At 71.9% G+C, this 12,105-nt stretch carries 9 protein-coding genes and 1 pseudogene; 3 read left to right on the top strand and 7 right to left on the bottom strand.

From position 1 onward, the window contains the following. Positions 1 to 19 precede the first annotated feature (19 nt). The 6 genes and pseudogenes from FB559_RS40200 to FB559_RS40175 all read right to left on the bottom strand — a co-directional run bounded on the left by FB559_RS40200 (position 20) and on the right by FB559_RS40175 (position 8,499). Complete coding sequence (locus tag FB559_RS40200; protein WP_141962825.1) at positions 20 to 541, bottom strand: RICIN domain-containing protein; 522 nt, start codon at positions 539 to 541, stop codon at positions 20 to 22. A gap of 101 nt (positions 542 to 642) precedes the next feature. Continuing rightward, positions 643 to 1,529 (bottom strand): annotated as a pseudogene (locus tag FB559_RS40195) (IS5 family transposase). A gap of 48 nt (positions 1,530 to 1,577) precedes the next feature. Continuing rightward, positions 1,578 to 2,804: a lipase family protein gene (locus FB559_RS40190; RefSeq protein WP_141962824.1), complete on the bottom strand. Its 1,227-nt coding sequence runs from the start codon at positions 2,802 to 2,804 to the stop codon at positions 1,578 to 1,580. 111 nt (positions 2,805 to 2,915) lie between these two features. Continuing rightward, positions 2,916 to 6,164: an error-prone DNA polymerase gene (locus FB559_RS40185; protein ID WP_141962823.1), complete on the bottom strand. Its 3,249-nt coding sequence runs from the start codon at positions 6,162 to 6,164 to the stop codon at positions 2,916 to 2,918. Between the two features lie 12 nt (positions 6,165 to 6,176). Next, the gene (locus tag FB559_RS40180) at positions 6,177 to 7,709 is read right to left on the bottom strand and encodes a DNA polymerase Y family protein (RefSeq protein ID WP_141962822.1); all 1,533 of its coding nucleotides are present in this window, start codon (positions 7,707 to 7,709) and stop codon (positions 6,177 to 6,179) included. A gap of 127 nt (positions 7,710 to 7,836) precedes the next feature. Further along, positions 7,837 to 8,499 (bottom strand): hypothetical protein, encoded by a 663-nt coding sequence (locus FB559_RS40175; protein ID WP_246122845.1) that lies wholly within the window; start codon positions 8,497 to 8,499, stop codon positions 7,837 to 7,839. Positions 8,500 to 8,681: 182 nt separating this feature from the next. Between FB559_RS40175 and FB559_RS40170 the strand changes: the two genes are divergently transcribed. From FB559_RS40170 to FB559_RS40160, 3 genes are all read left to right on the top strand, one after another. Further along, positions 8,682 to 9,029: a PadR family transcriptional regulator gene (locus FB559_RS40170; protein ID WP_141962821.1), complete on the top strand. Its 348-nt coding sequence runs from the start codon at positions 8,682 to 8,684 to the stop codon at positions 9,027 to 9,029. 22 nt (positions 9,030 to 9,051) lie between these two features. Next, complete coding sequence (locus FB559_RS40165; RefSeq protein ID WP_141962820.1) at positions 9,052 to 10,110, top strand: hypothetical protein; 1,059 nt, start codon at positions 9,052 to 9,054, stop codon at positions 10,108 to 10,110. 242 nt (positions 10,111 to 10,352) lie between these two features. Beyond that, positions 10,353 to 11,120 carry an alpha/beta hydrolase family protein gene (locus tag FB559_RS40160; RefSeq protein ID WP_141962819.1) on the top strand — a complete coding sequence of 256 codons (768 nt, stop codon included), beginning with the start codon at positions 10,353 to 10,355 and terminating at the stop codon, positions 11,118 to 11,120. Between the two features lie 215 nt (positions 11,121 to 11,335). On the opposite strand, the gene FB559_RS40155 is transcribed toward FB559_RS40160, so the two are convergent. Then, complete coding sequence (locus FB559_RS40155; protein ID WP_141962818.1) at positions 11,336 to 12,094, bottom strand: class I SAM-dependent methyltransferase; 759 nt, start codon at positions 12,092 to 12,094, stop codon at positions 11,336 to 11,338. Positions 12,095 to 12,105 lie beyond the last annotated feature (11 nt).

The following is a 12,105-nucleotide window of genomic DNA, read 5'->3' as shown; positions in this document are numbered from 1 at the left end:
GAGCACAGCGGCGGGCGGCTCAGAAGAGCCACCGCTGCGCCACGGTGTTGTTGCAGGTGAAGAGCTGCATGGACGCGTGCGGCGCGTGCGTGTTCCCGGGGAGGTCGAGGCAGTGGGTGTTGGTGCCGGCGACCCCCGACCGCAGCTCGGCCGCGGCGCCGTTCGGCGTGCCCTGCATGGACCACCGCTGGCCGCTGCTGCCGTTGCACGTCCGCACCACGATCGTCGAGTGGTCGAGGGCGCGACCGCCTTGGACGTCGAGGCACTTGCCGGTCCCCGCGCTGACGAAGCTGAAGTGGCTTCCGCTGTCGAGGAGCACGGGAGTCCACGCCTGGCCGGTCAGCCCGTTGCACTGCTCCTGGCTGACCACCGCACCTTCGTCGAATCCGTTCGGCGTCAGGCACAGGCGGAGATCGGCGCTGAAGACGCCGGAGTTGATGATCGGTCCGCCCGCGAAGGCGTGCGCCGGTGTGGCCATCAGAACGGTCGACAGTGCGCCCGCGAGGGACAGCGCCGCCAGTAGCGTACGTCGCAGCTTCATGGTGTCTCCATTGCTGTTGAGATCGATCGTTGCCGTCGTCACTGATGGCGTTCCATCCCGTTCCACGCTCACGACGCGGGGGGACCACCAAGGAACGCGGCCTAGGGCCTGTTTTGTGGATCTTGGTTGAGCCACAAGATGAGGCTGGCTATGGTCACCACGCTCCGGTAATGAGCGGCGAGTTTTTCGTAGCGGGTGGCGAGTCCGCGGAAGCGTTTGAGGTGGCCGAAGCAGCGTTCGACGACGTTGCGGCGCCGGTAGATCTCCTTGTCGAAGCCGCAGCGGCGCCAACCACGCCGGGCGCGCACGGCGAGTTGGTCACGGCGTTCGGGGATGGTGTGCGGGATCCGGCGGCGGCGCAGGTAGAGGCGGATCTTGTTGGTGGAATAGCCCTTGTCGGCGATGAGGTGGGTCGGCCGGACGCGCGGCCGCCCCGCGTGGGTGCGGGGGATCCGGATCGCTTCGATGACCTGGATCAGGCGGGTGCAGTCGTTGATGTTGCCGCCCGTGATCACGAACGCCAGCGGCAGGCCGCGTCCGTCACAGGCCAGGTGGACCTTGGTGGTCAGCCCGCCGCGGGATCGTCCGAGCGCTCGGTCCGTTTGGTGATCTTGCTGCCCGTTCGTCCCGGCAGGGTCCCCTTTTTGCGGGCGCCTGCGGAATGCTGATGAGCGCGCACGATGGTGGAGTCCACGCACACACCCGTCATGTCCACCTCACCGATCGCATCATCGCGGATCTGGACGTGTTCGAGCAGGCGGTTCCAGGTGCCATCGGCTGACCAGCGGCTGAACCGTTGATAGACCGTCTGCCAGGGCCCATACCGTTCCGGGATGTCCCGCCAATCGGCGCCCGTGCGGATCTTCCACACGATTCCGTTGACCACCTGCCGGTGATCCCGCCACCGCCCGCCCTGACGCGGATGAGCAGGCAACAACGGCTCGATCCGCGCCCACGCGGCATCACTCAACTCATGACGACGCACCATGACACGCTATCAACCCACACTCACCGACCAAGATCCACAAAACACGCCCTAGTCGCCGAACTCGTTCTGTACTCCCGGCGGTGTCAGGCAGGTGATGTAGTGCTGAGGCCGATGATCTTCGAAGGAGTAGACCACGGGCAGTGAGCGCAGCGGCTGGACGCGGCTGCCGGCGAAGGCCAGCGCCGCGAGACCGAACCCGCCCAGGAGGCTCAGCGTCTGCCCGGCGGGAACCGCCTGCTCCCGCAGGTGCCCGCGCCGGGTGTCGTACGGGTGGCCGAGGTAGCGCGACAGGCCCAGCACGCCGCGGCGCAGGTGGGGGACCTGGTAGGAGAACTCACGGCCGAAGTGCCGGTACGGCCCGGCGGTCTTCGGCGGGAGATGAGGAACGACGTCGCTGTCGTAGACGTACCGGATCACGTTGTCGCGCAGGAACGCGTCCTTCTGGCAGGCGCGGGCGAAGCGCGGGTCGCCGATCATGGGCTGGCCGAACGTGTAGGCGGCCCTGAGCCGGTCCGTGAGGTCGTCGCCGGCCCGGAACTTGCGTTCGTGCCGCAGCATGACGGCCATCATCGCGGCCATCGCGCCGCCGAGGCTGTGCCCGGTGACGTACAGCGCCTCGAGGCCGTCCATCCGGGGCCCGTCGGGCTCGTCCGGGAGCGGAGCGCGGACCGAGCGGCCCTGGCAGGCGCGTTTCAGCGCCGCCACGACCTCGTAGCGCGTCGCACGTACGTTGCGGTAGAAGCCCGCGTGCACGGTGGCGCGCGGATCACCGATCCGGTACGTCATTCGCTCCGGTGCGACGTCGGCGTCGGTCATCCAGCCGGTGAAGTCCGTGGGCACGGTGCCGCGGTAGCAGAGGATCGCGACCCTCCCGCTGGCGCTCTGGACCAGGAACGCGGTCGAGCGGATGAACATGGCATCGACGGATGAGGTGACCACGCGGCAGTGGTTCTTCTCCAGACCCAGCCTCGCCATGATCATCGAGACGGTCTCGGCGTCCGAGTAGGCGTAGGCCGCGCAGGTGGCCAGGGCGTGCGCGATGACGGGATCCGGGTGCCGCCCGGTCCGCAGAAGCCGGTCCTCCAGGTCCGGGTAGACCGGGAAGCCGGGAGTGGTGCGCGGACCGTACGGTCTCAGCTCGGTGTAGTCCGGGCCCAGCGTGTCGCGTGCCCACAGGCCGGCGGTCTCGAACTCCCGGCGCAGCTTCGACTCCCACTCCAGGGCGGAGAGCGCCCCGGCCGGTGCCGCTGCCGGCTCCATGGGTTCCGCCGCCACCGTTCACCTCCGCGGAACGTTTCCAGCGGTGATTTCCCTGGGTCGCGAATCGAACCCCACGCTCGCGCAAAGACCAGGGAATCGGCCAGGCCGGCGAGGGGCCGGGCGTCGTCATCGGAAGTCGCGGCTCCGGGCCATGGTCGTCACGGGAAGGCGCCGCAGTCGGGTGGCGACGAGGTTCGTCGCGCCCTCATGGCGTTCGAGACGGGCGTGCACGAGCATCGCCTGGGCCTGGAAGGCCATGGCGCGGTAACGCTCCCAGACCTGGGGACGGCAGACGATGTTACCCATGCCGGTCTCGTCCTCGATGTTGAAGAAGATCACGCCGCCCGCCGTCCCGGGGCGCTGCCGGTGCGTGACCACGCCGGCGACCAGGACGTTCGTCTCGCCGGGTACGTCACCGAGCGCGCCCAGGGGGATGGCGCCGCGCTCGTCGAGCATGTGGCGTACGTGGGCGATCGGGTGCCGCCCCGACGTGCCGGTGGCCCACAGGTCGGCGATGGTCTCCTCGATCGGGGTCATCGCGGGCAGCGCGGGCGCCGACGTGCCCGGGGCGGTGCCGGGCAGCCGCTCGGCGCGCCACGGGGCCGAGGCGGGCGACGTGGCGCCGCGGGAGAGCGCGCCCGCGGCCCACAGCGCCTCGCGGCGGCCGAGGCCGAAGCAGCCGAACGCGCCCGCGGTGGCGAGCGCCTCCAGCGCGGCAGTGGGCATCGGCACCCGCCGGACCAGGTCCTCCAGGCTCTCGTACGGCCGCCCGGCGGCGATCCGCTCCGCGCCCTCCTTACCGAGGTTGCGCACGTACGACAGGCCCACGCGGACCGACGGCTGCGCGCCGGCGGGGGAGTGCGGCGAGCCGGCGGCCTCGGCGTAGGGCGCCTCCAGCGTCGCCTGGTCCGCGCTCGCGTTGACGTCCACGCCGAGGACGCGTACGCCGTGCCGCCGCGCGTCGCCGATCAGCGTCTGCGGGCTGTAGAAGCCCATCGGCTGGTTGCGCAGCAGCGCCGCCGTGAACGCCGCCGGATAGTGCCGCTTCAGGTACGAGCTGGCGTAGACGAGATGGGCGAAGCTCTGCGCGTGCGACTCGGGGAAGCCGAAGCTGGCGAAGCCGAGGATCTTCTCGTACACCTCCTCGGCGATCTCGCCGGAGATGCCGCGCTCGGCCATGCCGCTCAGCAACCGGTCGTGGAGCCGCTCGATGCGCTCGGGCGCCCGCTTGGAGCTCATCGCCTGCCGTAGCGCGTCCGACTCCGCCGGCGTGAACCCGGCGCAGTCCACGGCGAGCTGCATCATCTGCTCCTGGAACAGCGGCACGCCCAAGGTCCGGTACAGCGCGCCCCGCATCAGCGGGTGCGGGATGTCCGGGGGCTCCTGCCCGTTGCGGCGGCGGAGGTACGGGTGGACCGAGCCGCCCTGGATCGGGCCGGGCCGGATCAGCGCGACCTCCACGACCAGGTCATAGAAGCGGTCGGGCTTGAGCCGCGGCAGCGTGGCCATCTGGGCGCGGGACTCGACCTGGAACACCCCGACCGTGTCGGCGTCGCGCAGCATGGCGTAGACGTCCGGGTCCTCCTCGGGAATGTTGTGCAGGTCGAAGCGGATGTCATGGTGCGTGGCCACGAGGTCGAAGGTGTCGTGCAGCGCCGACAGCATGCCCAGCCCGAGCAGGTCGAACTTGACGAGTCCCTCGGCGGCGCAGTCGTCCTTGTCCCACTGCAGGACGGTGCGGCCCGGCATCCGGGCCCACTCGACCGGGCAGACCTCACCGATCGGCCGGTCGCAGATGACCATGCCGCCCGAGTGGATGCCCAGATGCCGGGGGAGCCGCTGCATCCGGCCGGCCAGTTCGGTGACCGCCTCCGGGATGCCGTCCGGCGGCAGCGGCTCATGGGGAGAGAGCTGCCGGGACCAGGCGTCCTGCTGGCCGGGGGAGAAGCCGAGCGCGCGAGCGGCGTCGCGTACGGCCATGCGAGGCCGGTAGCTGATCACGTTGGCGACCTGCGCGGCGCGGTCCCGGCCGTACTTGGCATAGACGTGCTGGATGACCTCCTCACGGCGGCGGTGTTCGATGTCGAGGTCGATGTCGGGCGGGCCGTCGCGGCCCGGGGACAGGAACCGCTCGAACAGCAGGTTGTGCTTCACGGCGTCGACGCCGGTGATGCCCAGGGCGAAGCAGACCGCGGAGTTGGCCGCCGAGCCGCGGCCCTGGCACAGGATGTCCTCCGTCCGGCAGAACTCCACGATCTCCTGCACGATCAGGAAGTAGCCGGGAAAGCCGAGGTCGTCGATGACGTTCAGCTCCTGGTCGATCTGCCGGTACGCCTTGCGCGCCCGCCGCCGCGGCCCGTACCGCTCGGCGGCACCCTCGGCGACGAGATGCCGCAGCCAGGTCGACTCGGTGTGGCCTTCGGGGACGAGCCAGTCCGGCAGGTCCGGCGCGACCAGCCTCAGATCGAACACGCAGGACCGGGCCAGCTCGACCGTGCGCTCGACGACGCCGGGGAAGCGCGCCATCCGTGCCCGCATCTCCCCGGCCGACCGGAGGTGCGCGGTGCCGGTGGCGGGCAGCCAGGACACCATGTCGTCCAGCCCGCGCCGGGCGCGTACGGCGGCGAGCGCCTCGGCGAGGGAGGCGTCATCCGGCCCGGCGTAGTGCACGTTGTTCGAGGCGATGACGGCGAGCTTCTCGCGTCCGGCCAGGTCGTACAGGGCGTCGTTGCGCGCGTCGTCCAGGGGCTGGTCGTGGTCGATCAGCTCGGCGTAGACGTTCTCCCGGCCGAACATCTCGATCAGCGTACGGAGCCCGCCGCCGGCGTGCGCCAGGCTCTTGCGGCAGCCGGTGAGGACCGCCCAGTGCCCGCCGTGCGCGTCCGCCAGGTCCGCCAGGTCATAGACGGGGCGGCCCTTCTCTCCACCGGCGAGCTGTGCCTTGGTGATCGCGCCGCTCAGCCGCCCGTACCCCTCGGCGTCGCGGGCCAGCACCAGCAGGTGACCTCCGCCCGGGTCGGGCTCACCCTGCTTCGCGGGCAGGTCGAGGGTCAGCTCGGCGCCGAAGATCGTGCCCACGCCACTGCCCTTGGCGGCCTCCTTGAGCTGTACGGCGCCGTACATGCCGTCGTGGTCGGTCACGGCCACGGCCTCCACACCGAGCCGGATCGCCTCGTCGATCAGCTCGCGCGGGCTGGAGGCACCGTCGAGGAAGCTGTAGGACGAGTGGCAGTGCAGCTCGGCCCAGCCACCTTCACCCGACAGCCTCGGCCGCGGGACCCGCCTCGGTGGCGGCTCGGGCTTCGGCTCGCGTCCTCCCCACGACAGCTTCCGCTCGAACTCCTGCCACGGAACGTCGGGATTGTTCCAGCCCATGATCATCTTTCTCTAGACATAGCCGGCCTCGACATGCCAGTGGCCGCCCTCGAAGACGAGGAGGTGGGCCATGCCGTCGTCGGTGACGGCCTGGAACCGGGCACGGCGGCGGGCACGGGCCGGGTCCCACCAGCGTTCGCGCGCCGGCCACGGCCCCGTCCACGCCGTCACCGGCAGGCGGCGCCCGGCGATCTCGACCTGGCAGGGCGGCGCGGACACCGCCAGCCGGGCGTTCACCAGGACGGGAGCGCCGCCGGCGTCGGTCACCGCGGCGGGCAGTGGTTCCGGGTGGACGACGGACGGCGGCGGGTCGGGGACCCGTCCCGGCCACGGCCCACCGGCGACCGCCGCCGGAGGCAGGTCACCGAAGGGCACCCGTACGACGTGCTCCGCGGGGCCGCGCCCGCCGGCCGGGAACGGCCGGGCGATGGCCTGATGCCCGAGCATGGCCTGGACCCGCGCGGCGGCCCGCGCGACGCGGTCGGAGACCGTGACTCCGCCCCACAGCGCCTCCTGGTGGCCGTCGTCGGCGACGAGCTGGTCGGGCAGTAGCCGCAGGAGCGCCACGCCGCCGACGCCTTCCTGCTCCGGCGAGGTCTCCCAGGACGACAGCTGCCAGCGGACCCGTTCGGCGATGGCGAGGGCGGACAGCGCCCCGTCGTGCCGCCACAGGCGGATGAGGGTACGCCCGTCGGCGCCGGTCACCTCGACACCGAGGCGTACGCAGGTCAGGGCCTCGGCGGCGAGCACCTCGTGCAGGTGTTCGGCGAGCGTCTTGGCGGCGAAGATGACCTGTTCGGCGGCCACGGCGGGCGGGTCGAACTCCGTCGTCACGGTCAGGTCGGTGAGCGGCGCGCGCGGGGCCGGCGGCCGGGGGTACAGCCCGCGGGCCAGCCGGTGCGCCCGTACCTCGTCCGCGCCGAAACGCCCCGTGACGTCCCGTACCGGCAGAGCCGCGAACGCCCCGAGCGTACGGATGCCGAGCCGGGTCAGCAGGTCGGCGAGCTCGGGCCGGTCGAGGACGCTCACGGGGTACGGCGCGAGGAAGGCGGGAGTCCCGCCCACGGGCACCACCAGGCCGCCCTCTCCGGCACGCGCCGCCAGCTGCGCCGCGAACAGGCCGTCGGCGATGCCCGCGCCGCAGTCGAAACCCCGCTCGACCACGGTGTCCTGCATGTGGACCCGCAGCGACTCCTCATCGGCTACCGCGCCACCGTGGTAGCGGGCCGCGCCGCGTACCGGGATCGCGCAGACCCCGGGCCGTACGATCTCGACCCAGGGCGTGACGTTCGAGACGGCCACCGCCACCGACTCGAAGCGCCGCCCCTCGGCGTCAGGGTCGCGGTCGCGGACCACGAGATCGGGACAGTGCCGCTGCGCGTCACGCATCCGCTGCCCCCGCCGTACGCCCGACGCGCGCGCCGCCGCCGAGCACGCCTCGATCAGGGAGTCGGAGACCACGGCGGCGGGCGTGGCGGCGTCCAGCCCGATGGCGGTGATCGGCCAGTCGGGACACCAGACCACGAGGGCCCGCGGCGGGGTCACCCGGCCACCGCCGTGGCGGGCGGCCGGTGGGGGTATGAGACCGGCCGTCCGCCACGGGTGTCCGGGCCCCGGCGGGCGGGGGGCGCGGTGACCGGCCGGCCGGGGCGCCGGGTCGCGAACGCGGGCGTCATCCGGCCACCGCTATCGCCGGGGTGTCCCCGGTCACGGCGGCGAGGGTCTCCTCGGCCAGGCCGATGGAGCCGTCCGGGCCGGGCAGCCAGAGCCAGACCCGCCGTCCGGGATCCGCCGCCCCGCGCCCGGAGGAGACCACCAGGGCGCGGCGGCCGCGCAGATGCCCGGTGCCCGCGCCGAGGCCGGACCAGTGACCGGCCTCGACGTGGAGCCGGAGGTTCGCGCCCTCCCACGGCCCGGTCACGACCAGCGCGCATCCGTTGCGGCGGGCCAGCGCGGTCAGCCTCCGCGCCACCTGGGGAGCGGGCCGGTCCGGCGGCCGGGTGAGCACCAGCGCGCAGCCGTCGGTCAGCGCCGCGACGACGTCGGCCCACCGCCGGCCCGGGTCGTCCACGAGCAGAACCCGCATCGGGTCGCCCCCCATCGACGCGGCGGCGGCGATGTGCGCCTCCGGCAGCCCGACGACGGCACACCATCGCTCCCCGAGACCGGCCGTCAACGCCAGCGCCAGAGCGGGCGAACCCTCGACGACGGTGACCGTCCCGGGCCGCAGCCCGCCCTCGGGAATCACCTCGTGCAGCACGGGCAGCACGGGCACCAACGCAGGTCGCGACAGAGTCGACAACGCCTCTGTGACCTGCGTCGATAGCTCTTCCACGACAACCATCATCGAACAGAAGTTCGAACAAAAGCAAGTCGCGGGGAGGGCGGTTCTTTCCTATTTGTCCGTGACTCCCATCGGTGCCCGTGTCCGGCGGTTGCCGGCACCGTGCCGGCTTCGTGCCTCTTGGGATCGCCGCGATCTTGCCTATATGTAGATCATCGGTATATAAAGCCGGTATGAGTAAGGCCATGCAGGAACCCACGTTCCTGATCCTGACCGCGCTGGCCGACGGGCCGCAGCACGGGTACGGGATCATCTCCGACGCCGAGCGGATCTCCGCCGGGCGCACCCGCCTGCGTGCGGGCACCTTGTACGCGGCGCTGGACCGGCTCAAGTCCGATGGGCTGATCGCCGCCGACCGCGAGGAAATCGTGGACGGCCGGCTACGCCGCTACTACCGGCTGACCGACGACGGAGCCACCGCTCTGGCCGCCGAGGTCGACGCGCTCCGCCGCCGTACCGAGGCCGCCGCCCGCCGCCTCGCCTCCCCTGCGCGCCTGGACCGCGGCGCGTCCCCCGCCTGAACGACATCCCGGAAGGATCGCGTTGAGCACGCTCGAAGACCGTTACCGCCGCCTGCTGGCCTGGTACCCCGCCGACCATCGGTCGGACCATGAGCAGGAGATGCTCGGTGTACTGCTGGCCGGAGCACGTCCAGACCAGGTTCGCCCCTCGATCGCCGACACCTTCGACCTGCTGCGCGGCGCCGTACGGGTGCGTCTGCGCAGAGCCGTCAGTGCACCCGATGCCCCAGGCTGGCCTGCCGCCACCGCCATCGCCGGGTTCCTGGCCACCCTCCTGCTCGTCGCGGACGGCCTGCGATTCGCCGTCGAGATGCCCCTGGCCGTATCCCAATTCGCCGATACACGAGCGCACACCTCCTTCTCCCTGCCGCACCTGCTGGCCTTCTACTTCGGCCCCGCCCCCTACTGGCTGGCCTGGCTCACCATCGCCGTCCTGGCCTGGCGTGGCGCCCGGCGCCCGGCCACGCTCGCCGCGTGTGCGGTCACCACCGCCCAGCTTCTGCTCGCCCTCTACGGGACGGGCACGACGATGTGGGGGTCGGCCTATTCCGCGGTGCTGGCGAACATCTCCCTGCCGCTCGCGCTCGTGGTCACCGCGTCGCTGCTGGCGTCCCCTGGCCCCCGTCGCGGCGCGGAACTCCTCGGCCGCCGTGCGATCCTCGGAGCGGCGGCAACGGCCGCCGTCCTCGTCGCACTGACCACGTCGCCGCTGTTCGGCTTGTTCTTCCCCGAGCCGAGCTTCCCCGCGACACCCGAGTCGTTGCACGCCTTCCTGAGCCGGGCGCATTGGTGGAGCGTGCTGCGACTGGCCGTCTTGCTGATGGCCGCCGTCCTCCTCCTCGTCGTCCTGGCACGCACCTACCAGGGCCGGCGCGCCTGCGCCCTCCTGGCCATCCCGGCCGCCCCCGTGATCGCCAAGTGCGTCGAGGCGGCCGCCGCCGGAACCATCGACGGCAGTGCCGGCGTCTCCCGCCTGCTGATCGACGGCCTCATCGGCTTTGCCCTGGTCATGCTCTGCGTCCGCCTCGCCGAACTCCCATCCAGAAACCGCACCGGCAACCGCGAGCGGCACCCCGCCTGACCGCTCGTCTCCGCGTCCTGGCTGCTGGGCCCTGTCTGGAGTTCTGATCATGTGGCGGGAAAAGGGCTGGAGGGGTGATGATCGTTCTGATAGCTTCCAGCCGACCGTGACACCGTCCGAGGAGGTGAGACCCATGAACGCCGTATCCATGTGGGTGCTCCCCCTTGCCGTCACGGCCGGCGATTGACGTAGGTGTCGCCGGGAGCGCCTCGACAACAAGGCACTCCCGAAAGGCAACACCTGTGCACTCTCTGCAGTTCATCGCCGAGTCGTCGTCGAACGGCATGCTCGAGCGCGACTTCACCGTGGACGGCGTCCCCGGCGTCCTCTGGTCGCCGGCCTCCAACGCGGCCGATCGCGCACCTCTGATCCTGATGGCCCACGGCGGCGGCAACCACAAGAAGCACCCGGCGATGTCCGGCCGGGCACGGCGCCTCGTGACCGGCTGCGGTTTCCATGTCGCCGTCATCGACGCGCCCGGTCACGGCGACCGGCCGCGCACGGCGCACGACGAGGCGGAGATCGCCGAGCTGTTCCGGGCGAGGGCGGCGGGCGAGCCGGAAGGCCCGATCGTCGTGCGCTACAACGACCACCTGGCGAAGCTCGCCGTGCCCGAGTACCAGGCGGCCCTGGATTCCCTCCAGGAACTCCCGGAGATCGGCACCGGCGGGCCGGTCGGCTTCTGGGGCATCAACATGGGCACCGCGATCGGCATACCGTTCGTGGCGATCGAACCCAGGATCACCGCCGCGGTCTTCGGCCAGCACTGGCCCGACGTCCTGGCCGAGAAGGCGAAGCAGATCACCATCCCGATCGAGTTCGACATGCAGTGGGATGACGAGCACATCTCGCGCGAGGAGGGTCTCGCCCTGTTCGACGCCTTCGCCTCGAAGGAGAAGTCGTTGCACGTGAACTCGGGCAGGCACAAGGAGCTGCCCCGGTTCGAGGTCGACAGCGCGGCCCGGTTCTTCGTCCGGCACTTCGGCGGAGCGGTCACCGCGCCGGCCTGACGTGCACGGTCGCGGCGTCCGGCTCGCCGGCCGGGTGCCGCGACCGCGGCCCGGGCTGAGGCTGCGTATCAAGGCGGAACCGGTCGCACAGCAGCTCGATGCCCAGGCCGCTGATCAGCAGGCGTTCCTTGGCATTGCTGAGGAGAGTCCGTCCATTGCCTCATCGTGGTGTGCCGCGTGCCCGGTCGCACCGTTCCCGCGACCGCCGTGGGAGGTCAGGTGCGAATGGCGCAGAGGAGCCGGTTGTCGCCGTGCTGCCAGAGCGTGCCCATCTCGCCGAAGCCCGCGTCGCGGAGGGCGGCGGTGTGGACGGACAGGTGGGCGGACTCCGAGCCGTGGTGGTCGGCGGCGGCCGTACGGGCGGCGACGAGTTCTGCCAGCGCCGGGTCCGCGGCGGCCGCGTCCCACCACTGCCGCCAGTCCTCCGGCCCGTCCTCGCCGAACCGGCGCTGCGTGGCACGCTCGGCCAGTGCGCGCTCCAGCCGGTGCAGCGTGGACTCGCCGACCTCCATGTGGTCTCCGTTCAGGAACAGCCCGCCGGGACGGAGCACCGAGGCCAGTTCGGCGTACGCCGTGCGCAGGCCCGGCTCGGGGAGCCAGTGCAGCGCCGTCGTGCTGACCGCGGCGTCGGCCGGGCGGTCCAGGTCGAGCGCGGCCGCCCAGCCCGGCGTCCGCAGGTCGAGGTCGGCGAACCGCAGCTCCGTACGGCCCGGGTGTGCGCCGCGGGCCAGCGCGAGCAGCAGCGGGTCGGTGTCGATCGCGACGACGGTGGCGCGCGGGAGGCGGTCGAGCAGCCGGGCGGACAGCGAGCCGGGCCCGCAGCCCAGGTCGAGCACGAGCGGGTCGGGCCGTCCGGCGCCCGCCTCGACCGCGTCGATCAGGGCGGTGAAGCGTTCCTCACGGTCGGGGAGGTAGCCCTCCTGCTGGCGATCCCAGCGGGAGATCCAGGTCCGTGCCACCGTGGTCGTGAGCATGAGCGACTCCC

This window comes from Actinoallomurus bryophytorum (assembly GCF_006716425.1).
Lineage (GTDB): Bacteria > Actinomycetota > Actinomycetes > Streptosporangiales > Streptosporangiaceae > Actinoallomurus > Actinoallomurus bryophytorum.
Note: the sequence above shows the minus strand (reverse complement) of the source record. Positions and strands in the feature narration are given on the sequence as shown.